Origin of the sequence: Bradyrhizobium sp. HKCCYLRH1034 (genome assembly GCF_051168375.1) — a bacterium.
Classification (GTDB): Bacteria; Pseudomonadota; Alphaproteobacteria; order Rhizobiales; family Xanthobacteraceae; genus Bradyrhizobium.
Genome location: NZ_JBNPUW010000011.1, coordinates 160,338 through 183,254 on the forward strand (window position 1 = coordinate 160,338; position 22,917 = coordinate 183,254).

16 protein-coding genes are annotated in these 22,917 nt (G+C 63.8%); 1 reads left to right on the top strand and 15 read right to left on the bottom strand.

Features of this window, described 5'->3' with window-relative positions; translation table 11 throughout:
• Positions 1-4: 4 nt before the first annotated feature.
• From rplV to rpsL, 11 genes are all read right to left on the bottom strand, one after another.
• The gene (gene rplV, locus ACQR0W_RS24930) at positions 5-385 is read right to left on the bottom strand and encodes a 50S ribosomal protein L22 (protein WP_315714562.1); all 381 of its coding nucleotides are present in this window, start codon (positions 383-385) and stop codon (positions 5-7) included.
• Positions 386-395: 10 nt separating this feature from the next.
• Positions 396-674 (bottom strand): 30S ribosomal protein S19, encoded by a 279-nt coding sequence (rpsS, locus tag ACQR0W_RS24935; protein ID WP_006611842.1) that lies wholly within the window; start codon positions 672-674, stop codon positions 396-398.
• Between the two features lie 12 nt (positions 675-686).
• The gene (rplB, locus tag ACQR0W_RS24940) at positions 687-1,520 is read right to left on the bottom strand and encodes a 50S ribosomal protein L2 (protein ID WP_316171207.1); all 834 of its coding nucleotides are present in this window, start codon (positions 1,518-1,520) and stop codon (positions 687-689) included.
• A gap of 12 nt (positions 1,521-1,532) precedes the next feature.
• Entirely contained in the window at positions 1,533-1,832 is a 300-nt protein-coding gene (locus ACQR0W_RS24945; protein ID WP_172108066.1) for a 50S ribosomal protein L23, read from the bottom strand.
• Positions 1,829-2,449, bottom strand: a complete 621-nt coding sequence (rplD, locus tag ACQR0W_RS24950; protein WP_315714563.1) for a 50S ribosomal protein L4 — start codon at positions 2,447-2,449, stop codon at positions 1,829-1,831. Before rplD ends, ACQR0W_RS24945 begins: the two co-directional genes overlap by 4 nt.
• Positions 2,450-3,169: a 50S ribosomal protein L3 gene (gene rplC / locus ACQR0W_RS24955; protein ID WP_006611838.1), complete on the bottom strand. Its 720-nt coding sequence runs from the start codon at positions 3,167-3,169 to the stop codon at positions 2,450-2,452.
• Positions 3,170-3,227: 58 nt separating this feature from the next.
• Positions 3,228-3,536, bottom strand: a complete 309-nt coding sequence (rpsJ, locus tag ACQR0W_RS24960) for a 30S ribosomal protein S10 (RefSeq protein ID WP_002712302.1) — start codon at positions 3,534-3,536, stop codon at positions 3,228-3,230.
• 91 nt (positions 3,537-3,627) lie between these two features.
• A complete protein-coding gene (gene tuf / locus ACQR0W_RS24965; RefSeq protein ID WP_006611837.1) occupies positions 3,628-4,818 on the bottom strand; it encodes an elongation factor Tu in 1,191 nt (396 codons plus the stop codon).
• Between the two features lie 39 nt (positions 4,819-4,857).
• Complete coding sequence (gene fusA / locus ACQR0W_RS24970) at positions 4,858-6,930, bottom strand: elongation factor G (RefSeq protein WP_315714564.1); 2,073 nt, start codon at positions 6,928-6,930, stop codon at positions 4,858-4,860.
• Between the two features lie 33 nt (positions 6,931-6,963).
• The gene (gene rpsG, locus ACQR0W_RS24975; RefSeq protein ID WP_006611835.1) at positions 6,964-7,434 is read right to left on the bottom strand and encodes a 30S ribosomal protein S7; all 471 of its coding nucleotides are present in this window, start codon (positions 7,432-7,434) and stop codon (positions 6,964-6,966) included.
• 30 nt (positions 7,435-7,464) lie between these two features.
• On the bottom strand, positions 7,465-7,836 hold the full coding sequence (gene rpsL, locus ACQR0W_RS24980; protein ID WP_006611834.1) for a 30S ribosomal protein S12: 372 nt from the start codon (positions 7,834-7,836) through the stop codon (positions 7,465-7,467).
• A gap of 643 nt (positions 7,837-8,479) precedes the next feature.
• Here rpsL and ACQR0W_RS24985 point away from each other — a divergent pair.
• Entirely contained in the window at positions 8,480-9,718 is a 1,239-nt protein-coding gene (locus ACQR0W_RS24985) for an FAD-dependent oxidoreductase (RefSeq protein WP_315827332.1), read from the top strand.
• Here ACQR0W_RS24985 and ACQR0W_RS24990 read toward each other — a convergent pair.
• From ACQR0W_RS24990 to rpoB, 4 genes are all read right to left on the bottom strand, one after another.
• A complete protein-coding gene (locus ACQR0W_RS24990; protein WP_315827331.1) occupies positions 9,640-11,727 on the bottom strand; it encodes an ABC transporter ATP-binding protein in 2,088 nt (695 codons plus the stop codon). The two genes, ACQR0W_RS24985 and ACQR0W_RS24990, sit on opposite strands and share 79 nt — an antisense overlap.
• Positions 11,728-11,966: 239 nt before the next feature.
• On the bottom strand, positions 11,967-14,030 hold the full coding sequence (locus ACQR0W_RS24995; RefSeq protein ID WP_315714567.1) for an FAD-dependent oxidoreductase: 2,064 nt from the start codon (positions 14,028-14,030) through the stop codon (positions 11,967-11,969).
• Between the two features lie 338 nt (positions 14,031-14,368).
• On the bottom strand, positions 14,369-18,568 hold the full coding sequence (rpoC, locus tag ACQR0W_RS25000) for a DNA-directed RNA polymerase subunit beta' (RefSeq protein ID WP_315714568.1): 4,200 nt from the start codon (positions 18,566-18,568) through the stop codon (positions 14,369-14,371).
• A 131-nt stretch (positions 18,569-18,699) separates the two neighbouring features.
• The gene (gene rpoB, locus ACQR0W_RS25005) at positions 18,700-22,818 is read right to left on the bottom strand and encodes a DNA-directed RNA polymerase subunit beta (RefSeq protein WP_315714569.1); all 4,119 of its coding nucleotides are present in this window, start codon (positions 22,816-22,818) and stop codon (positions 18,700-18,702) included.
• Positions 22,819-22,917: the final 99 nt, after the last annotated feature.

Below are 22,917 nucleotides of genomic sequence, written 5' to 3' on the forward strand. Positions count from 1 at the left end.
TGCTTTAAGCGCTCGCCTCGACCTGACGCACAATGATCGTCAGCTGCGAAAACGGTTTGAAAACTCGGCCCGAACGGCCACGACCGCGCGGCGAGAAACGCTTCATCACGATTCCCTTGCCGACGAAAGCCTGCGAGACGACGAGATCGTCGACCTCGAGCTCGTGATTGTTCTCGGCATTGGCGATCGCCGATTCCAGGCACTTCTTGACGTCGACCGCAATCCGCTTGCGCGAGAACTGCAGGTCGGCGAGGGCGGCCGACGCCTTGCGGCCGCGGATCATCTGCGCCACCAGGTTCAGCTTCTGCGGGCTCACCCGAAGCATCCGGGCCACAGCCTTGGCCTCGTTTTCGGGGAGGCTCCGTTCGCGCTTTGGTTTGCTCATCGCTTAATCCTCAAGCCTTCTTGGCTTTCTTATCGCCCGAATGGCCGTGGAAGGTGCGGGTCGGCGAGAACTCGCCGAACTTGTGGCCGACCATCTCTTCGTTGATCGCCACCGGCACGTGCTTCTGGCCGTTGTAGACGCCGAACGTCAGGCCGACGAACTGCGGCAGGATGGTCGAGCGGCGGCTCCAGATCTTGATGACGTCGTGACGGCCGGACGCGCGCGCCGCATCTGCCTTCTTGAGCAGCGACGCCTCGACGAACGGGCCTTTCCAGACTGAACGAACCATGTCCGTCGTTCCTTACTTCTTCCGCTTGTGGCGGCTCAAGAGAATGAATTTATCGGTCGACTTGTTGGTGCGGGTCTTCTTGCCCTTGGTAGGCTTGCCCCACGGAGTGACCGGGTGACGACCGCCCGAGGTACGGCCTTCGCCGCCGCCGTGCGGATGGTCGATCGGGTTCATCGCGACACCGCGGTTGTGAGGCCTGCGGCCCATCCAACGCTTGCGGCCGGCCTTGCCGATCGAGGTGTTCATGTGGTCCGGGTTCGACACCGCACCGATGGTGCCGCGGCAGCGGCCGTGCACCAGGCGCTGCTCGCCCGAGTTCAGGCGGACGATCACGTAGTCCTGGTCGCGGCCGACGATCTGGGCGTAGGTGCCGGCCGAACGCGCGAGCTGGCCGCCCTTCCCGATCTTGACCTCGATGTTGTGCACGATCGTGCCGACCGGCATGTTGCCCAGCGGCATGACGTTGCCCGGCTTCACGTCGACATAGTTGCCGGCGATGATGGTGTCGCCGACCGCCAGGCGCTGCGGCGCCAGGATGTAGGCGAGCTCGCCGTCCTGATACTTGACCAGTGCGATGAAGGCGGTCCGGTTCGGATCATACTCCAGGCGCTCGACGGTCGCGGGAACATCGACCTTGTCGCGCTTGAAGTCGACCGTGCGGTACGACTGCTTGTGACCGCCGCCGAGGAAGCGAACGGTGATGCGGCCGGTGTTGTTGCGACCGCCGCTCGACTGCTTGCCTTCGGTCAGCGCCTTGACCGGCTTGCCCTTGTAGAGGGCCGAACGATCGACCATCACCAGCTGGCGCTGGCCGGGCGTCGTGGGATTGAATGTCTTCAGTGCCATGGCAGCTCAGCCTTACAGTCCGGTGGTCACGTCGATACGGTGGCCCTCTTCGAGGGTCACGATCGCGCGCTTGCTGTCCGATTGCGAACCGAAATTGCCGCGGAACACCTTGGTCTTGCCCTTGCGGACGAGCGTGTTGACGCTCTTGACCTTGACGTCGAACAGCTTCTCGATCGCTTCCTTGATCTGCGGCTTGGTCGCCTTGGCGGCCACCTTGAACAGAACCTTGTTGTGCTCCGAGGCGAAGGTCGCCTTCTCGGTCACGACCGGCGCGATGATGATGTCGTAGTGGCGCGGATCGATGGTCTTCATTTGAAGCGCGCCTCCAGCGCATCGATCGCCGCCTTGGTCAGCACGAGCTTCTGACGGCGCAGGATGTCGTAGACGTTGATGCCCTGGATCGGCAGCACGTCCATGTTCGGAATGTTGCGGGCGGCATTGGTGAAGCCGGTATGCAGCTCGGCGCCGTCGATGATCAGGGCGTTGGTCAGGCCGAGACCCGAGAAGTGACCGATCAGCGCCTTGGTCTTCGCCGCCTCCAGGGTGGCGTTCTCCAGCACGACCAGATCACCGTCTTTGGCCTTGGCCGACAGCGCATGCTTCAGCGCCAGCGCACGGACCTTCTTCGGCAGGTCGGTCGCATGCGAGCGCACGACCGGACCGAAGGCGCGGCCGCCGCCACGGAACTGCGGCACACGAGCCGAGCCATGACGAGCACCGCCGGTGCCCTTCTGCTTGTACATCTTCTTGCCGGTGCGCCAGATCTCGGCGCGGCCCTTGGCCTTGTGGGTGCCGGCCTGACGCTTGTTGAGCTGCCACTGGACGCAGCGCGCGATGATGTCGGCACGCGGCTCCAGACCGAAGATGGCGTCGGACAGCTGGACGGAGCCGGCTTCCTTGCCCTCGAGCGTGGTGACTTTCAGTTCCATTTATGCGCCCTCCTGCACGGCCGGCGCTTCGGCAGCCTGCTCACCCGCGACCTTGAACTTGCCGGGCTTCGGCGCTTCCTTCGGCAGCGGCTTCTTGACGGCGTCGCGCACCGAGATCCAGCCCCCCTTGGAGCCGGGCACCGCGCCTTCCACCAGGATCAGGCCGCGCTCGACGTCCGTCTGCACCACACGCAGGTTCAGCGTGGTGATGCGATCGACGCCCATGTGACCGGGCATCTTCTTGTTCTTCCAGGTCTTGCCGGGGTCCTGACGGCCACCGGTCGAACCGATCGAACGATGCGAGATCGACACACCGTGCGTGGCGCGCAGACCGCCGAAGTTCCAGCGCTTCATGCCGCCGGCGAAGCCCTTGCCGACCGAGGTGCCGGTGACGTCGACGAACTGGCCGACGACGAAATGGTCGGCCTGGATCTCGGCGCCGACCGGGATCAGCGAATCCTCGCTGACACGGAACTCGGCGAGCTTGCGCTTCGGCTCGACCTTGGCGACCGCGAACTGGCCGCGCTCCGCCTTCGGCATGTAGACCGTCTTGCGGCTGCCGCTGCCGAGCTGCAGCGCGACGTAGCCGTTCTTCTCGGTGGTGCGGTGACCGACCACCTGGCAATTGCCGAGCTTCAGCACGGTCACGGGGATATGTTCGCCGGTCTCCGTGAAGACCCGCGTCATCCCGACCTTTTGTGCGATCACTCCGGAGCGCATCGGCGTGCTTCCTGTTCTTCTCTATGTCCGCGTGAGGTGCGAACGTGAATCCAAAAACTTAGAGCTTGATCTCGACGTCGACGCCGGCGGCCAGATCGAGCTTCATGAGAGCATCGACGGTCTGCGGGGTCGGATCGACGATGTCGAGCAGGCGCTTGTGAGTGCGCATCTCGAACTGCTCGCGGCTCTTCTTGTCGACGTGCGGCGAACGGTTCACGGTGAACTTCTCGATGCGGGTCGGCAGCGGAATGGGTCCGCGAACCTGCGCGCCGGTCCGTTTCGCCGTGTTGACGATCTCGCGCGTCGACGTATCGAGGATACGATGGTCAAACGCCTTGAGACGGATGCGGATATTTTGGCCGTTCATTGCCGTATCTTTCTGTGAGTAGTGAGTGGCGAGTAGCGAACGGCGAATGGATAATCTCCATTCGCCACCCGCCATTCCCTATTCGCTGTTGTTACTCGATGATCGAGGCGACGACGCCGGCGCCGACGGTGCGGCCGCCCTCGCGGATGGCGAAGCGCAGCTTCTCCTCCATCGCGATCGGCACGATCAGGTGCACTTCCATCGCAATGTTGTCGCCCGGCATCACCATCTCGGTGCCTTCCGGCAGGTGAACGACGCCGGTCACGTCGGTCGTGCGGAAGTAGAACTGCGGACGATAGTTGGTGAAGAACGGCGTGTGACGGCCACCCTCTTCCTTGGTAAGGATGTAGGCCTCAGCCTTGAACTTGGTGTGCGGCTTGACCGAACCCGGCTTGCACAGAACCTGGCCGCGCTCGACGTCCTCGCGCTTGGTGCCGCGGAGCAGCGCGCCGATGTTGTCACCGGCCTGGCCCTGATCGAGCAGCTTGCGGAACATTTCAACGCCAGTGACGGTGGTCTTCTGGGTCGGACGGATGCCGACGATCTCGATTTCCTCACCGACCTTGATGATGCCGCGCTCGACACGGCCGGTCACCACGGTGCCGCGGCCCGAGATCGAGAACACGTCTTCGACCGGCATCAGGAAGGGCTGGTCGATCGGACGCTCCGGCTGCGGAATGTACTCGTCGACATTGCGCATCAGCTCGAGGATGGCGTCGTGGCCGAGCTTCTTGTCCGAATCTTCCAGAGCGGCGAGCGCCGAACCCTTGATGATCGGGATCTTGTCGCCCGGGAATTCGTACTTCGAGAGCAGCTCGCGGACCTCGAGCTCGACGAGCTCCAGCAGCTCCGGATCGTCGACCATGTCGCACTTGTTGAGGAACACGACCAGCGCCGGCACGCCGACCTGGCGGGCGAGCAGGATGTGCTCACGGGTCTGCGGCATCGGGCCGTCAGCGGCCGACACGACCAGGATCGCGCCGTCCATCTGGGCAGCGCCGGTGATCATGTTCTTCACGTAGTCGGCGTGGCCGGGGCAATCGACGTGGGCGTAGTGGCGGTTCTTGGTCTCGTACTCGACGTGCGCGGTCGAGATGGTGATGCCGCGCGCCTTCTCTTCCGGGGCCTTGTCGATCTGGTCGTAGGCAGTGAACGTCGCACCGCCCGTCTCGGCCAGGATCTTGGTGATTGCAGCCGTCAGCGAGGTCTTGCCGTGGTCGACGTGACCGATGGTGCCGATGTTGCAGTGGGGCTTGTTACGTTCAAACTTAGCTTTGGCCATTTGACTCTCCGTTCAGTCGCTAACTTGAGCTAACGACAATCAGGCAAACTTCTTCTGGACTTCGGCCGACACGTTGGCCGGCGCTTCAGCGTAGTGCGAGAACTGCATCGTGAAGGTCGCGCGCCCCTGGCTCATGGAGCGCAGGTTGTTCACGTAACCGAACATGTTCATGAGCGGCACCATCGCGTTGATGACGTTGGCATTGCCGCGCATGTCCTGGCCCTGGATCTGGCCACGACGCGAGTTCAGGTCGCCGATGACCGAGCCGGTGTAGTCTTCCGGGGTCACCACCTCGACCTTCATGATCGGCTCGAGCAGAACCGACTTGCCCTTCTGCAGCGCCTCGCGGAAAGCCGCACGAGAGGCGATTTCGAAGGCCAGCGCCGACGAGTCGACATCGTGGTACTTGCCGTCGACCAGCGCCACCTTGACGTCGACCACCGGGAAGCCGGCGACGACGCCCGCGCCGAGCACGCTCTCGATGCCCTTCTCGACGCCCGGGATGTATTCCTTCGGAACCGCACCGCCGACGATCTTGGACTCGAACACGTAGCCGCCACCGGGCTCATTCGGCTCGACCACGAGGCTCACGGCCGCGAACTGGCCGGTACCACCGGTCTGCTTCTTGTGGGTGTAGTCCACGTTGGCCGGCTTGGTGATACGCTCACGGAACGCCACCTGCGGCGCGCCGATGTTCGCATCGACCTTGTAGGTGCGCTTGAGGATGTCGACCTTGATGTCGAGATGGAGCTCGCCCATCCCCTTGAGGATGGTCTGGCCCGACTCGTGATCGGTCGACACGCGGAAGGACGGATCCTCCGCGGCCAGCTTCGCCAGCGCGACGCCGAGCTTCTCCTGGTCGGCCTTCGACTTCGGCTCGATCGCAATCTCGATGACCGGCTCCGGGAATTCCATCTTTTCCAGGATCACCTGGTTGGACGGATCGCACAGCGTGTCACCGGTGCGGGCTTCCTTGAGGCCTGCGAGGGCGACGATGTCGCCGGCATAGGCTTCCTTGATGTCCTCGCGGTTGTTCGCATGCATCAGCAGCATGCGGCCGATGCGCTCCTTCTTCTCGCGGGTCGAGTTCACGACGCCGGTGCCCGAGGTCAGGATGCCCGAATAGATGCGGCAGAACGTGATCGTGCCGACGAAGGGGTCGTCCATGATCTTGAACGCGAGCAGCGCCAGCGGCTCCTTGTCGTCCGCCTTGCGCACGACCTCGTTGCCCTTGTCGTCGGTGCCCTTGATCGCAGGCACGTCGAGCGGCGACGGCAGATAGTCGACGACGGCGTCGAGCAACGGCTGCACGCCCTTGTTCTTGAAGGCCGAGCCGCACAGCACCGGATAGAACGCGCCGGTCAGCACGGCCTTGCGGATCAGGCGCTTCAGAGTCGCCTCGTCCGGCTCCTTGCCGTCCAGGAACGCGGTGAGCGCGTCGTCGTCGAGCTCGACGGCGGCCTCCACCAGCTTCTCGCGATATTCCTTGGCCTGGTCGGCGAGATCAGCCGGGATCTCGACGTAGTCGAACTTCGCGCCGAGCGCCTCGTCGTTCCAGACGATCGCCTTCATCGTCACGAGATCGATGCAGCCCTTGAAATTGTTCTCGGCGCCGATCGGCAGCTGGATCGCAACAGGCTTCGCACCCAGGCGATCGACGATGTCGGCCAGGCACTTGAAGAAGTCGGCACCGGTCTTGTCCATCTTGTTGGCGAAGACGATGCGCGGAACCTTGTACTTGTCGCCCTGGCGCCAGACGGTCTCGGTCTGCGGCTCGACGCCCTGGTTGGAGTCGAGCACGCACACGGCGCCGTCGAGCACGCGCAAGCTGCGCTCGACCTCAATGGTGAAGTCGACGTGGCCGGGGGTGTCGATGATGTTCAGGCGCTTGCCGTTCCAAAACGCGGTGGTCGCAGCCGAGGTGATCGTGATGCCACGCTCCTGCTCCTGCTCCATCCAGTCCATCGTCGCGGCACCTTCGTGCACTTCGCCGATCTTGTGGCTCTTGCCGGTATAATAGAGGATGCGCTCGGTCGTCGTGGTCTTGCCGGCGTCGATATGCGCCATGATGCCGAAGTTGCGATAGTCTTCGATGGCGTGTTGGCGGGGCATGGGTGTGTTCCCTGATTTCCGTTCGGGTCGCCGTTACCAGCGATAGTGCGAGAAGGCGCGGTTGGCTTCCGCCATCCGGTGCACGTCTTCACGCTTCTTCACGGCGTTACCCCGATTGTTCGAGGCGTCGAGCAGCTCCGCCGAAAGCCGCTCGGTCATCGTCTTCTCGTTGCGGTCGCGCGCGGCCGAGATCAGCCAGCGGATGCCCAGCGCCTGCCGGCGGGTCGAACGAACTTCGACCGGCACCTGATAGGTCGCACCACCGACGCGGCGGGAGCGAACCTCGATGGTCGGCATGACGTTTTCGAGGGCCTGCTCGAACACCGTCAGCGGGCTCTGCTTGGTCTTGGCCTCGATGATGCCGAACGCGCCGTAGACGATACCTTCGGCGACCGACTTCTTGCCGGCGTACATCACCGAGTTCATGAACTTGGTGACAATGATGTTCCCGAACTTCGGATCCGGAAGCACTTCACGCTTTTCGGCTGAATGGCGACGCGACATGTGATCTTGTTCCCGCTTCTCTCGAACGTCTTACTTCGGACGCTTCGCGCCATACTTCGAACGGCGCTGCTTACGGTTCTTGACGCCCTGGGTATCCAGCACGCCGCGGAGGATGTGATAGCGCACGCCCGGCAAGTCCTTGACGCGGCCGCCGCGGATCATGACCACCGAGTGCTCCTGCAGGTTATGGCCTTCACCCGGAATGTAGCCGATCACCTCGAAGCCGTTGGTCAGGCGCACCTTGGCGACCTTACGAAGCGCCGAGTTCGGCTTCTTCGGGGTCGTGGTGTAGACGCGCGTGCAAACGCCACGCTTCTGCGGCGACTGCTGCAGCGCCGGCACCTTCTTGCGCGACTTCTGCACTTCGCGCGGATTTGCGATCAGCTGGTTGATCGTCGGCATCTTGGCCTTCACCCTTCTCAACGTTCGCACGGAGACCGCGACCGGCTTCCGCAAATTCTGTTCGAGGTTCCCCGCCTCACCGGGCCGTTTCGCGCGATTAAAACCCACGCAAAACGAAATCGCGCCAACCGTCCATCGCTGAACGGAAAGCGCTTGACGCCACAGAGGACCGCGATCACCACCAGTCAGCTTGCGCTGGCGGGCGGCCTACCGAGGTCATGCATCCGAAATTGGTCTCAGGAGAACGAGCTCGAGAGATCTAATATCGTTTTGGCATTGCCTAGCTATGATCGACAGCGTTTGAGCGGCATTCGTCGAGGGTGGTGCCCGTCCCGCCCTGTTTCGGGTGGTCTGGGTGATCCGTACCGACGCTGGCGAAGCTCACCGCCTGTCGTTGAGTGCCGGCCTTTTATAAGCGGTAAATATCCAAGTCAAGCAAAACGACGCCGCAGGACGCGCAAAGAAGCGCTTCTGGCCGCTGCGGTTTCCGGTCCCGACAGGGCCCCCGCCGTCCGAGGTATCTGCAGACCGCACAGCCCTGCGAGTGCAGGCGCCTCTCCAGCCCGGGACATGTCCAGAAACATCGAAGATAAGGCTTTTTTCGGCTTTGGCCGACAAGGATGGCGCCGCGACGAGGCGCCTGGTGACAGAATATACCGACATTGCGATCATTGGCGGCGGCCTGAGCGGCTCGATCACGGCCGCCATGCTCGGAATGGCCGGCATCCCCGCGATTCTCGTCGATCCCCACGCGGTATCCCCGCCCGACTTTCGAATCGAGAAGATCTCCGGTGCCGAGCAGATCGGCCGATTCCGTCGCACCGGGATCGCCGACAAGGCGTTGACCCAAGCCACCCTGGCCCCGGAGAACTGGATCGCCCGATTCGGCTACGTGCTCGAACGGGCTCAGGTGCAGCAATACGGCATTCCGTATGATGCGCTCGTGACGGCGGTGCGCGACCAGATCCCAGGCGCTGTGACGCGAATCGTCGCCAAGGCCGTAGCGATCACGCCAACCGAGGATCGCCAGTCGGTCGTGCTGTCCAACGGGCAGACGATCTCCGCCCGCCTCGTCGTGCTCGCCAACGGGCTGAACGTCGGGCTGCGGCACATGCTGGGAATCACCCGCACGATCACCAGCCCCGCCCATTCGATCTCGATCGGGTTCGACCTGACGCCGGTCGGCCGTTCCGCCTTCCCATTCCCGGCCATGACCTATTTCCAGGAACGGGCCATGGCGCGGGTGCCCTACATCACCCTGTTCCCGATCGGCGAGCGCATGCGGGCGAACCTGTTCGCCTACCGCGAGGTCGATGATCCCTGGCTTCGGGCGATCCGCCGCAACCCGGTCGAAACGCTGGCCGCCGCCCTGCCCGGCCTGCGGCGGATCACCGGCGAGTACGCCGTGAGCGGCGAGGTGCGGGTCCGGCCCGCCGATCTCACCATCAACAGCGGGTACCGCATGCCGGGTGTCGTGCTCGTCGGCGACGCCTTCTGCACCACCTGCCCCGTCACCGGCACCGGTTCCGACAAGGTGTTCACCGATGTCGAGCGCCTCTGCAACGTCCACATTCCGCGCTGGCTGGCGACTGACGGCATGGGCGAGGCCAAGATCGCGGCCTTCTATGCGGACCCGGTCAAGATGGCCTGCGATGCGTGGTCGCTCGAGAAGGCATGGAATTTCCGATCGGTCTCGATCGGGGCCAGCCCCTATTGGCAGGCGCAACGCTGGGCGCGCTTTGCCGTCTCGCTCGGCCGTGGGGTTCGGCAGCGGCTGACGAAGACCAATGCGCCCCTCAACGTCTATTCCTCGTCATCATCCTCCTCGTCGTCATCCTCCTCGTCGTCGTCCTCCTCGTCATCGCTGTCGTCGTCGGCCTGATCCTGCCGGCTCGGCTGATGGCCCTGGTCATCCCAGAGCTTGCGATAGGTCCCATTCTTCGCCAAGAGCTCGGCGTGGCTGCCGCGCTCGATCGCCCGGCCGCCGGAGATGACGATGATCTCGTCCATCTCGACCACCGAGGTCAGGCGGTGGGTCGACCAGATCATGGTACGGCCCTTGGCGACCTTGAGCAGGGTGCGGTTGATCGCGGCTTCCGTGGTCTGGTCCAGCGCCGAAGTGGCCTCGTCGAGCAGCAGCACGGACGGGTTGCGGATGATGGCGCGGGCGATCGCGATGCGCTGGCGCTGTCCACCGGACAGCGTGTCGCCGCGCTCGCCGACGATGGTGTCGTATTTCTGCGGCAAGCTCATGATGTAGCGGTGGATCTCGGCCTTCTTGGCCGCCTCCTCCACCTCCGCGTCGGTGGCGCCCTCCTTGCCGAGCCGGATGTTCTCCCGCAGCGACATGTTGAACAGCATGTTGTCCTGGAACACCACGGCCATGCTGCCGCGAAGCGAATCGCGCGTCACCTTGCGGATGTCGACGCCGTCGATGGTGACGCGGCCTTCATCGGGTACGTAGAGCCGCAGGATCAGGTTGAGCAGCGTGCTCTTGCCCGAGCCCGACGGACCGACGATCGCGATCCGCTTGCCGACGTCGAGCTTGAGGCTCAGATTGTCGAGCACCGGCGTCTCGCTGCCCTCGTACTGGAAGGTCACGCGCTCGAAGGTGATGTCGTGGCTGATGCGGGGCAGATCCGGCGCGCCCGGCCGGTCGGCGCCGCGGGTCGGCTCGTCCAACAGCTCCTGCATGTGCCGGATCGCGGCCGCCGAGGAGATCGACACCGGCACGAAATGCATGACATGGGCGATGTTGTAGGACACCTCCCAGAATGCGCTCTCGAAGGTGACGAAGGTGCCGATCGTGATCTGACCCTTGGTGGCGAGATAGGCGCCGAGAGCGAGCACGACGAGATGCAGCAGCAGCACGGAGATCGTGACGGTGCGCTCGACCATGGTCGACAGGAACATCGCATCGGCCATCTTGCGCCGCGCCGCGTCGTTGCGGAAGCTGAACCAGCCGAATACCTTGCGGTGGAGGCTGAAGGCCTTGATGACGGCTTGCGCCGCGATGTTCTCCTGGATCACGCCGAGCAGCGACGCTTCGTTCAGTTTCTGCTCGTAATTGGCCTGAACCGCCTTCGGCGTCAGGATACGCGGGCCGATCAGGGTGATCGGAAACACCAGCAGCGCGATCGCAGCCAGCTGCCAGTTCAGGAACAGCATCAGAATGATGCCCGCAATCAGCTCGAGGAACGGCAGCACAGCGCTGTTGGCGAAACTCTTCACGACGTTCTCGAACGCCGACATGTCGACCGAGAAGCGCGACAGGATCTCGCCGCGCTTGGTGCGCTGGAAATAGGCGGCCGGCAGGTTCTGCACGTGATCGAACAGACGGGTGCGGACGTCCGAGATGACGCAGGCCGCGAGCCGCGCATCCCAGCGCTCGTAGAGCACGGCGATGATCGAAGTGAAGATGCCCGCAGCGGCCAGCACGCCGAGGATGCGATAGAGCGCCTCGAAATCCTCTTCGCCGAGCGCATCGTCGATCAGGAACTTGAGGCTGAGTGGCATGATGACGTTGAACAGCGTCTCGATCAGGACACCGATCGACACGAAGGCCAGCATCTTCTTGTATCTGGCGAGCAGCGGCGAGACGAAGCCGTAGATGGTCGCAAGCGCACCGGCGGCCTCGCGGGCCGTGTAGACGACGAGATCCTCGTCGTCGTCATCATCGTCGAGGTCGAGGCCGGCCTCTTCACCGTCCTCCTCGTCATCGTCCCCATCGTCGCCGACGACGTCAGCCTTCTCTGTCGCCGACGTCTTCGCTGTTCCGGGTTTTGGAACGGCAGGCACGGCCGCCGCCGGCCCCCGCTTGTCCAAATCATCGGCAGGATCAGCTGCCGTTGCGGACGTCTGATTTCGCGGCGGTGAAGATTTGGGCGCCATTCAACGAACCGATCCTGCACGGCCAGTATGACCGTAACGGATTAAAGCGGCTCGGCTTTACCACCTGCGTCCGCCTGCCGCCAGCATTCTCGCCATACGGTGCCGCACCCGCCGCGACCAAGACGCGGCCCTGTCACGCAACCAGCACGGTCACAAGCGCCGCGGACGCAAGACAGCATCGAGATGCCGGGTCAACGCCCGCGGCCCTGCCTCGAAATGCCGGCGGCTGTGCCGCGAGCCTAGTCTTCGTCCTCGACCTTGTCGAAGAACGAATAGCGCAGGCTGTCGGCGTCGGCGTACCACTGACCGGGCCCCTTGTTGGCCGCGAGCGTCGCTGCCCACACCTCGTCGGTGCAATCGCGGCGGTGCATGGCCAGATCGAACCCGTTGCCGAAGAACAGCTCCGACCACTCCCACCAGGTGCCGAGCTTCTTGACCCCACGCAGCAGGTCGTAGCGGTCGACCAGCGCCGGAGCCATGTCCGAGGTGATCGAGCCGAACACGAGGCCGGTCTTGACGACGCGGTTGAGCTCGCGGATCGCGCGCGCAACCTGCTTGTCGCCGAGATGGCAGAGGCTGGTCTCGAACACGAAATCGAACTCACCGGTCTTGAATGGCATATCGGTGATCGAGCCGAGCTTGTTGTATTTCCTCAGCGCCTTCGGCGTCTTGCCATGGATGTAGCGGTTGTTCTCGATGCCCCAGGCATCGATGCCGCGCTCACGGAGCGCTCCCACCAGTTCACCGCTCGCGGAGCCGGCGACCAGGAGCTTGTAGCCCTTGCCCTTGCCGGCCCGGTTCCAAACGATCTTGATCAGGCTGGTCAGATAGTCCGGATCGGTGAACTGCGACCACGCTTCGCTGTACGGCCCCTGCCCGCGATAATTGTCGAAATAGTCACGGTCGATCTTGTCCGACAGTGGCGTTTCGGCCTGCGAGCGGGCGCGGCGCAGCCGCATCATTTCGGTCAGGATGATGTCGGTGGCGGCGTCCGACGAATCGAGCAGCCCGTTCAGGGTCGAGTCGAACAGGTAGTCCCCGACCACGACGATGCCGGGGTGCTCCTTCGGCTCAGGCCGGTGATTGGTCATGACGTCGCGTACCGGCAGACCGCCGGGCAGCGCGTTGACGGACGACAGCCAGCGGTGGATCTTGCCTTCCATGAAGTGTGCGCGCGCGTCGCCGAGCGCAGCAGGGAGCGACTTCAGCGCGGCATCGATCAGCTCCTGGTCCGAGAGGTTGGCGAAGGCGAGCGCATCCGAGCCCGCGATCAGCCAGTTGAGCACGCCGTGCTTGCCGACATCGTGGCGCGAGCCCTCGTTGTAGATGCAGCAGCCGCCGAACGCCTCCGACATGAACCAGGAGCCCGGAATCTTCTCGCCCCAGAACGGCTCGTCGAACAGGATCGAGACGCGCAGATAATGCGCGGGACGATCGAAATAGGCGATGTGCTTGACCATGGACTGGCGCAGCTTCTCGCCCTCCCAGCCGACCGTCGACAGCCAGGAATGCGGCAGGCACACCAGGACGAGATCGAACTCGCGCGTCTCCGGCCCCTTGCCGTTCATCATGTTGAGCCGGTAGCGACCCGCCTCGGTCTTGCCGATGCGGAGCACGCGATGATTGAGCTGGATGTCGGCATCGACCTCGGAGCGCAGGCACTCGATCAGTTGCTCGTTGCCGTTCTGAATCGAGTACAGGCCGATATAGTCGTCGATATCCATGACGAAGTTCTTGAGCGCATTGAGGCCGTTGGTGTTGTGGGCCTCGGTCGCGAGGTCGGAGCGCGACATCACCTTGAAGAAGCGCTTGGCCGTGGGATCCTCGACCTCCTCGTCGAGCAGCTCTTCGCAGGTCTTGTAGGCCCAGGGGTGCTCGTTATCGTGGGCGCCGACGCCCTCGTAATATTCGACCGGCGACATCACGTCGGTACAACGCTTGCGGAACGCCTCGACCGCAGCGGCCGTCTTCGGGCCGTATTTGCGGCGCAGCCCCGGCACGTCGTCGAGCAGCTCGCCGTCGAGTTGCACCTGCAGCGCATCCATCGGAATCGTCTGCAGCCCGAAATGCTGGATCAGCTCGCGCAGCGGATCAGGGCCGGTCATCGAGTAGTCGTAGATTTCCGCGACACCAGCCTCATACATCGCCGGTGCGGTATCGAACTTGCGCGTCACGATCTTGCCGCCGAGCCGGTCGGATGCCTCGTAGATCGTCACCTTGCAGAGATCGCCGAGTTTGCGCCTCAGATACCAGGCGCTCATCAGGCCACCCGGACCGCCACCAACAATCGCAAGGTCAAGCATCGAAGTTCCGCCATCTCCGGCTGTCAGCGACGTTGCCGGTCGTCCATACAGGGGTCCTGCCACCCTCGGGGCTCGATCGGCCATAGCGTAACCGGCCCGCAAAAGATTTGCGCCGGAGCAAATCGGCGCATCGCCACGGGAATCGACGGAAATCAGCTCAGCGGATCTGATGCTTCCAAAAGCGCCTCTGTCCCTGAAGGGAAGATGAACAACGGGGCAGCAGCGCGGCAACAGGAGAAGAAAATGTCAAAAAAAGGCCGGCAAACGCCGGCCTTTTCTACACGCGATGAACGCACGGCAGACCCCGACACCGTCGGGGTCATGCCGCAACCGTCCGTTTACTCCGCCGGCGGCAGCGCGAGCGGCTGAGGCTCGGGCTGCGCCGGCACGATCGCCGCCTGCTTCTCGCGCTCGTCGAGAATCAGCTTGTCGCGCTTCAAAGCGACTTCGCGGATGCGGGCCATCGAGGCGCCGGTGCCGGCCGGGATCAGGCGTCCTACGATGACGTTCTCCTTGAGACCCTCGAGTGGATCGATCTTGCCGTTGACCGCCGCCTCGGTGAGAACGCGGGTGGTCTCCTGGAACGAGGCCGCCGAGAAGAACGACCGGGTCTGCAGGCTCGCCTTGGTGATGCCGAGCAGAACCGGAGTGCCTGTGGCCGGCTTCTTCGCCTCCTCCACGGCCTTCGCGTTGAGCAGGTCGAACTCGATCTTGTCGACCTGTTCGCCCGAGATCATGTCGGTATCGCCCTGGTCGGTGATCTCCACCTTCTGCAGCATCTGGCGGACAATCACCTCGATGTGCTTGTCGTTGATGAGCACGCCCTGCAGCCGGTAGACCTCCTGGATCTCGTTGACCAGATAGGCCGCGAGCTCCTCGATGCCCTTGATCGCCAGGATGTCGTGCGGCGCCGGGTTGCCTTCGACGATGAAGTCGCCCTTCTCGACGATGTCGCCATCCTGCAGATGGATGTGCTTGCCCTTCGGGATCAGGTACTCGCGCGGCTCCTCGGTCTTGTCGACCGGCTCGATCGAGATGCGACGCTTGTTCTTGTAGTCGCGACCGAACCGGATGGTGCCGGCGATCTCGGCGATGATCGCGGCATCCTTCGGCTTGCGCGCTTCGAACAGCTCGGCCACCCTCGGCAGACCGCCGGTGATGTCGCGCGTCTTGGCGCTTTCCGTCGAGATACGCGCGAGGATGTCGCCCGGCTTCACCGTCGAGCCGACGTCGACCGACAGAATCGCGTCCACCGACAGCATGTAGCGGGCATCGCCGCCGCGAGCGAGCTTGAGCACCTTGCCGTCCTTGCCCTTGATCACGATGGCCGGACGCAGATCCGCGCCACCGCGCGTTCCACGCCAGTCGATGACCACGCGCTTGGCGATACCGGTGGACTCGTCGAGCGTTTCCGAGATCGACAGACCCTCGGTCAGATCCTCGAACCCGATCGTACCCTCGGCTTCCGTGAGGATCGGACGGGTGTAAGGGTCCCACTCGGCGATGCGCTGGCCGCGCTTGATCATGTCGCCGTCGTCGACATGCATGCGCGCGCCGTACTGGATGCGGTGCGTCGCACGCTCGGTGCCGTCGGGGTCGACGATCGTCACGACCATGTTGCGGACCATCGCGATCAGATGACCCTCGCTGTTGCGGGCGATCGCCTTGTTCTTGATGACCACCTTGCCTTCGAAGTTCGATTCCACGAAGGACTGCTCGTTCAGCTGCGCCGCACCACCGATGTGGAAAGTGCGCATCGTCAGCTGGGTGCCGGGCTCACCGATCGACTGCGCGGCGATGACGCCGACGGCCTCACCGTGGTTGACCGGCGTGCCGCGCGCCAGATCGCGGCCGTAGCACATCTTGCAGATGCCGTTGACCAGCTCGCAGGTCAGCGCCGAGCGGATCTTCACCTCCTGCACGCCAGCCTGCTGGATGGCGTCGATGTGGCTCTCCTCCATCAAGGTGCCGGCCTTGACCAGCACCGCGTTGGTCGCGGGATCGCGCACGTCGTCGCAGGGCACGCGGCCCAGGATGCGCGAGCCGAGCGAGGCCACGACCGTGCCGGCATCGACGATGGCGCGCATCTTGATGCCGAGATGGGTGCCGCAATCGTCCTGCGTGATGATGCAGTCCTGCGCGACGTCGACCAGACGACGGGTCAGGTAGCCCGAGTTCGCGGTCTTCAACGCGGTGTCCGCGAGACCCTTGCGGGCGCCGTGGGTCGAGTTGAAGTACTCGAGAACCGAGAGACCTTCCTTGAAGTTCGAGATGATCGGCGTCTCGATGATCTCACCCGACGGCTTGGCCATCAGGCCGCGCATGCCGGCGAGCTGACGCATCTGGGCCGGCGAACCGCGGGCACCGGAATGCGACATCATGTAGATCGAGTTGATGTCGGCATCCGCCCCCGTCGCCGTCTTCTTGGTGACGGAGATCTCCTTCATCATCTCCTTGGCGATCTCTTCGCTGGCCTTCGACCAGGCGTCGACGACCTTGTTGTACTTCTCGCCGTGGGTGATCAGACCGTCATTGTATTGCTGCTCGAAATCCTTCGCCAGCGTACGGGTGGTGTCGACGATCTTCCACTTGCCCGCCGGCACGACCATGTCGTCCTTGCCGAACGAGATGCCCGCCTTGAAGGCGTTGTAGAAGCCGAGCGCCATGATGCGGTCGCAGAAGATCACCGTCTCCTTCTGGCCGCAGTGACGATAGACCTGATCGATCACGCCCGAGATTTCGCGCTTGGTCATCAGCTTGTTGATGACCTCGAACGTGACGCGCGGATGCTTCGGCAGGAGATTGCCGAGCATCACGCGACCCGCGGTGGTTTCGATCCAGCGCTTGGCGATCTTGCCGGTCTCGTCCATCCCCTCCCAGCGGTACTTGATCTTGCTGTGGAGATGGATGGCCTTGGCGTGCAGCGCATGCTCGAGCTCGGCCATGTTGCCGAACGCCATGCCCTGGCCGGGCATGCCCTCGCGCATGATCGAGACGTAGTAGAGGCCGAGCACGATGTCCTGCGACGGCACGATGATCGGCTGACCATTGGCCGGATGCAGGATGTTGTTGGTCGACATCATCAGGACGCGCGCTTCCAGCTGCGCTTCGAGCGACAGCGGAACGTGCACGGCCATCTGGTCGCCGTCGAAGTCGGCGTTGAAGGCCGAGCAGACCAGCGGATGCAGCTGGATCGCCTTGCCCTCGATCAGCACCGGCTCGAACGCCTGGATGCCGAGGCGATGCAGCGTCGGCGCGCGGTTCAGGAGCACCGGATGCTCGCGGATGACCTCGTCCAGGATGTCCCAGACCTCCGGACGCTCCTTCTCGACCAGCTTCTTGGCCTGCTTGACCGTCGTCGACAGGCCCTTGGCGTCGAGCCGCGAATAGATGAACGGCTTGAACAGCTCGAGCGCCATCTTCTTCGGCAGGCCGCACTGGTGCAGGCGCAGCTCGGGACCGACCACGATGACCGAACGGCCGGAGTAGTCGACGCGCTTGCCGAGCAGGTTCTGACGGAAGCGACCCTGCTTGCCCTTGAGCATGTCGGCGAGCGACTTCAGCGGACGCTTGTTGGCGCCGGTGATGACGCGGCCGCGGCGGCCGTTGTCGAACAGCGCATCCACCGCCTCCTGAAGCATGCGCTTCTCGTTGCGGATGATGATGTCGGGCGCGCGCAGCTCCATCAGCCGCTTCAGGCGGTTGTTGCGGTTGATGACGCGGCGATAGAGGTCGTTGAGGTCGGAGGTCGCGAAACGGCCGCCGTCGAGCGGCACCAGCGGGCGGAGGTCCGGCGGGATCACCGGAACCACGGTCATGATCATCCATTCCGGCTTGTTGCCGGAGTGGCGGAACGCCTCGACGATCTTCAGGCGCTTCGCGAGCTTCTTGTGCTTGATGTCGGAGTCGGTCTCCTGCATCTCGGCACGCAGCGTCTGCTCGAGCTTCTCCAGCTCGAGGCCGCGCAAGAGCTCACGGATGGCCTCGGCGCCGATCATGGCGGTGAAGCTGTCCTGGCCGTATTCGTCCTGCGCCTTGAGATACTCGTCCTCGGACAGCAGCTGACGGTCCTTGAGCGCGGTCAGACCCGGCTCGAGGACGACGTAATATTCGAAGTACAGAATCCGCTCGAGATCCTTCAGCGTCATGTCGAGCAGCAGGCCGATGCGCGAGGGCAGCGACTTCAGGAACCAGATGTGCGCGACGGGAGCGGCGAGCTCGATATGGCCCATGCGCTCGCGCCGGACGCGCGACAGGGTCACCTCGACCGAGCACTTCTCGCAGATGATGCCCTTGTACTTCATCCGCTTGTACTTGCCGCACAGGCACTCGTAGTCCTTGATCGGCCCGAAGATGCGGGCGCAGAACAGGCCGTCGCGCTCGGGCTTGAAGGTACGGTAGTTGATCGTTTCCGGCTTCTTGATCTCGCCGTAGGACCAGGACAGAATCTTCTCCGGAGACGCAATCGAGATCCGGATCTGGTCGAAGACCTGAGCCGGCGTCGTCGGATTGAAGAGATTCATAATTTCTTGGTTCATCGTATTCTCCTCGCGGGCCGATCGGGGGTCGGCCGCAAATTCGAAAATCTCTCAACGGGCGCCTTGTCCTGACCCGCGGGGGAAGGCGCCGGCACCCGGCCGTCCGAGACGGCCGGGCATGACCTCTTGAACTACTCGGCGGCTTCCGACGTCGGCGCCGGTCCGAGCTTGGAGTTGTGCAGGTCGACGTTGAGGCCGAGCGAGCGCATTTCCTTGACCAGCACGTTGAACGATTCCGGAATACCGGCCTCGAACGTGTCGTCGCCGCGCACGATCGCCTCGTAGACCTTGGTGCGGCCGGCGACGTCGTCCGACTTCACCGTCAGCATCTCCTGCAGCGTGTAGGCCGCGCCGTAGGCTTCGAGCGCCCACACCTCCATTTCGCCGAAACGCTGGCCGCCGAACTGGGCCTTGCCGCCCAGCGGCTGCTGGGTGACCAACGAGTACGGGCCGATCGAACGCGCATGGATCTTGTCGTCGACCAGATGGTGCAGCTTCAGCATGTAGATGTAGCCGACCGTCACCTTGCGATCGAACGCATCGCCGGTGCGGCCGTCATAGACCGTCGACTGACCGGATGCGTCGAGGCCGGCGAGCTTCAACATCTCCTCGATGTCGGCCTCCTTGGCGCCGTCGAACACCGGCGTGGCGATCGGCACGCCGCGGCTCAGATTGTGACCAAGCTCGATCAACTCGTTGTCGTTGAGCGACTTGATGGTCTCGTCATCGCCGTAGATCCGCTTCAAGGTCTCCTTCAGCGGCTTGACGTCCTGCTTCGACAGGTAGGCATCGACCGTCTGGGCGATGCGCTTGCCGAGGCCGGCGCAGGCCCAGCCGAGATGGGTCTCGAGGATCTGCCCGACGTTCATGCGCGAGGGCACGCCGAGCGGGTTCAGCACGATGTCCGCATGGGTGCCGTCCTCGAGGAACGGCATGTCCTCGATCGGCACGATCTTGGACACGACGCCCTTGTTGCCGTGACGGCCCGCCATCTTGTCGCCCGGCTGGATCTTGCGCTTCACGGCGACGAAGACCTTGACCATCTTCATCACGCCGGGCGGCAGCTCGTCGCCACGCTGCAGCTTCTCGACCTTGTCGAGGAAGCGCTGTTCCAGCCCCTTCTTCGACTCGTCGTACTGCTTCCGCATGGCCTCGATCTCGGCCATCAGCTTGTCGTTCGGCGAGGCGAACAGCCACCACTGCGACTTCGGATACTCGTCGAGCACCGCACGCGTGATCTTGGTATCCTTCTTGAAGCCCTTCGGCCCCGAGATGCCCTGGCGGCCGTCCAGCATGTCGGCGAGACGGCTGTAGACGTTGCGGTCCAGGATCGCCTGCTCGTCGTCACGGTCCTTGGCCAGACGCTCGATCTCTTCCCGCTCGATCGCCAGCGCACGCTCGTCCTTGTCGACGCCGTGACGGTTGAAGACGCGGACCTCGACGATTGTGCCCTGCACGCCCGGCGGCACCCGCAGCGAGGTGTCGCGAACGTCGGAGGCCTTCTCGCCGAAGATGGCGCGCAAGAGCTTTTCTTCCGGCGTCATCGGGCTCTCGCCCTTCGGCGTGATCTTGCCGACCAGGATGTCGCCGGCGCGCACCTCCGCGCCGATATAGACGATGCCGGCTTCGTCGAGGTTCTTCAGCGCCTCTTCCGACACGTTCGGAATGTCGCGCGTGATTTCCTCCGGACCCAGCTTGGTGTCGCGGGCCATCACCTCGAATTCCTCGATGTGGATCGAGGTGAAGACGTCCTCCTTCACGATCCGCTCGGAGAGCAGGATGGAGTCCTCGAAGTTGTAGCCGTTCCACGGCATGAACGCGACCAGCACGTTGCGGCCGAGCGCGAGCTCGCCGAGATCGGTCGACGGACCGTCAGCGATGATGTCGCCCTTCTTGACGATGTCGCCGACCTTCACCAGCGGACGCTGGTTGATGCAGGTCGACTGGTTCGAGCGCTGGTACTTCATCAGCCGGTAGATATCGACGCCCGACTTGGTCGGATCGAGATCTTCCGTGGCGCGGATGACGACGCGGGTGGCGTCGATCTGGTCGATCACGCCCGAGCGGCGCGCCGCGATCGCGGCGCCCGAGTCACGGGCAACCACGCCTTCCATGCCGGTGCCGACGAACGGCGCCTCGGCGCGAACCAGCGGCACCGCCTGGCGCTGCATGTTCGAGCCCATCAGCGCGCGGTTGGCGTCGTCGTTCTCGAGGAACGGGATCAAGGCCGCGGCAACCGAAACCAGCTGCTTCGGCGACACGTCCATGTAGTCGACCTTGTCGGGCGTCATCGGCACGACTTCGCCGGCATGACGGCAGACCACGAGGTCCTCGGTGAAGCGGCCCTTGGCATCGAGCGGCACGTTGGCCTGCGCGACGCGGTAGCGCCCCTCCTCCATGGCGGACAGATACACTACCTCGTCGGTGACGCGGCCGTCCTTGACCTTGCGGTACGGCGTCTCGACGAAGCCATACTTGTTGACGCGGGCGAACGTCGCCAGCGAATTGATCAGGCCGATGTTCGGACCTTCCGGCGTCTCGATCGGGCAGATGCGGCCGTAATGCGTCGGATGCACGTCGCGCACCTCGAAGCCGGCGCGCTCGCGCGTCAGACCGCCCGGTCCAAGCGCCGACAGGCGGCGCTTGTGGGTGATCTCCGACAGCGGGTTGGTCTGGTCCATGAACTGCGACAGCTGCGACGAGCCGAAGAACTCGCGCACCGCGGCCGCGGCAGGCTTGGCGTTGATCAGGTCCTGCGGCATCACGGTGTCGATGTCGACGCTCGACATGCGCTCCTTGATGGCGCGCTCCATGCGCAAGAGACCGATGCGGTACTGGTTCTCCATCAGCTCGCCGACCGAGCGGACGCGGCGATTGCCGAGATGGTCGATGTCGTCGATCTCGCCCTTGCCGTCGCGCAGGTCGACCAGGGTCTTGATGACCGCCAGGATGTCTTCCTTGCGCAGAGTGCGCTGGGTGTCCGGCGCATCGAGCTCGAGGCGCATGTTCATCTTGACGCGGCCGACCGCGGAGAGGTCGTAGCGCTCGGCATCGAAGAACAGCGACTGGAACATCGCCTGCGCCGAATCGAGCGTCGGCGGCTCGCCCGGACGCATCACGCGGTAGATGTCGAACAGCGCGTCCTCACGCGTCATGTTCTTGTCGGCCGACAGCGTGTTGCGGATGTAGGGGCCGACATTGACGTGGTCGATGTCGAGCAGCGGCAGGTCCTTGTAGCCCTGCTCGTTCAGCACCTTGAACAGCTTGTCGGTGATCTCCTCGCCGGCCTCGGCGTAGATCTCGCCGGTCTTCGGATTGACGAGATCCTCGGCGATGTAGTTGCCGAGCAGCTCCTCGTCCGACATGCGCAGCGCCTTCAGCCCCTTCTCCTGGAGCTGGCGGGCGGCGCGGACGGTGAGCTTCTTGCCGGCCTCGAGCACGACCTTGCCGGTGTCGGCGTCGATCAGGTCGTTGACGGTCGAATAGCCGCGGAAGCGGTTGGCGTCGAACGGAACGCGCCAGCCTTCCTTGATGCGCTTGTAGATCAGCTTCTTGTAGAAGGTCGACAGAATCTGCTCGCCATCGAGGCCGAGCGCGAACATCAGCGAGGTCACCGGCAGCTTGCGGCGACGGTCGATGCGCGCGAACACGATGTCCTTGGCGTCGAACTCGATGTCGAGCCAGGAGCCGCGATACGGGATGACGCGGGCGGCGAACAGCAGCTTGCCCGACGAGTGGGTCTTGCCCTTGTCGTGGTCGAAGAACACGCCCGGCGAACGGTGCATCTGCGAGACGATGACGCGCTCAGTGCCGTTGACGATGAAGGTGCCGTTCATGGTCATGAGCGGAATGTCGCCCATGTACACGTCCTGCTCCTTGATGTCCTTGACCGACTTGGCACCGGTCTCCTCGTCGATATCGAACACGATGAGGCGCAAGGTCACCTTGAGCGGCGCAGCGAAGGTCATGCCGCGCTGACGGCACTCGTCGACGTCATATTTCGGCGGCTCGAACTCGTAGCGGACGAACTCCAGCATCGAGGTGCCGGAGAAGTCGGAGATCGGGAATACCGAGCGGAACACCGCCTGCAGGCCCTCATCCGGCCGGCCACCCGTGGGCTCGTCCACCATCAGGAACTGGTCGTAGGACGCCTTCTGAACCTCGATGAGGTTCGGCATCTCCGCGACTTCCTTGATGTGTCCAAAGAACTTGCGAACGCGTTTGCGACCGGTGAATGTCTGCTGCGCCATCGTGGCCTCTCATTTCGTCGCCCGGAGGGGCGAACCTTCCGAAACAGCGGCTGCCACCGCCCCTTCGGGTTGAATTTCGATCCATTTCGAGGATCTGAG

Excerpts from the sequence above, each read along its gene's own strand:
- rplV (WP_315714562.1), bottom strand. The coding sequence starts at position 385 with ATGAGCAAACCAAAGCGCGAACGGAGCCTCCCCGAAAACGAGGCCAAG.
- rpsS (WP_006611842.1), bottom strand. The coding sequence starts at position 674 with ATGGTTCGTTCAGTCTGGAAAGGCCCGTTCGTCGAGGCGTCGCTGCTC.
- rplB (WP_316171207.1), bottom strand. The coding sequence starts at position 1,520 with ATGGCACTGAAGACATTCAATCCCACGACGCCCGGCCAGCGCCAGCTG.
- ACQR0W_RS24945 (WP_172108066.1), bottom strand. The coding sequence starts at position 1,832 with ATGAAGACCATCGATCCGCGCCACTACGACATCATCATCGCGCCGGTC.
- rplD (WP_315714563.1), bottom strand. The coding sequence starts at position 2,449 with ATGGAACTGAAAGTCACCACGCTCGAGGGCAAGGAAGCCGGCTCCGTC.
- rplC (WP_006611838.1), bottom strand. The coding sequence starts at position 3,169 with ATGCGCTCCGGAGTGATCGCACAAAAGGTCGGGATGACGCGGGTCTTC.
- rpsJ (WP_002712302.1), bottom strand. The coding sequence starts at position 3,536 with ATGAACGGCCAAAATATCCGCATCCGTCTCAAGGCGTTTGACCATCGT.
- tuf (WP_006611837.1), bottom strand. The coding sequence starts at position 4,818 with ATGGCCAAAGCTAAGTTTGAACGTAACAAGCCCCACTGCAACATCGGC.
- fusA (WP_315714564.1), bottom strand. The coding sequence starts at position 6,930 with ATGCCCCGCCAACACGCCATCGAAGACTATCGCAACTTCGGCATCATG.
- rpsG (WP_006611835.1), bottom strand. The coding sequence starts at position 7,434 with ATGTCGCGTCGCCATTCAGCCGAAAAGCGTGAAGTGCTTCCGGATCCG.
- rpsL (WP_006611834.1), bottom strand. The coding sequence starts at position 7,836 with ATGCCGACGATCAACCAGCTGATCGCAAATCCGCGCGAAGTGCAGAAG.
- ACQR0W_RS24990 (WP_315827331.1), bottom strand. The coding sequence starts at position 11,727 with ATGGCGCCCAAATCTTCACCGCCGCGAAATCAGACGTCCGCAACGGCA.
- ACQR0W_RS24995 (WP_315714567.1), bottom strand. The coding sequence starts at position 14,030 with ATGCTTGACCTTGCGATTGTTGGTGGCGGTCCGGGTGGCCTGATGAGC.
- rpoC (WP_315714568.1), bottom strand. The coding sequence starts at position 18,568 with ATGAACCAAGAAATTATGAATCTCTTCAATCCGACGACGCCGGCTCAG.
- rpoB (WP_315714569.1), bottom strand. The coding sequence starts at position 22,818 with ATGGCGCAGCAGACATTCACCGGTCGCAAACGCGTTCGCAAGTTCTTT.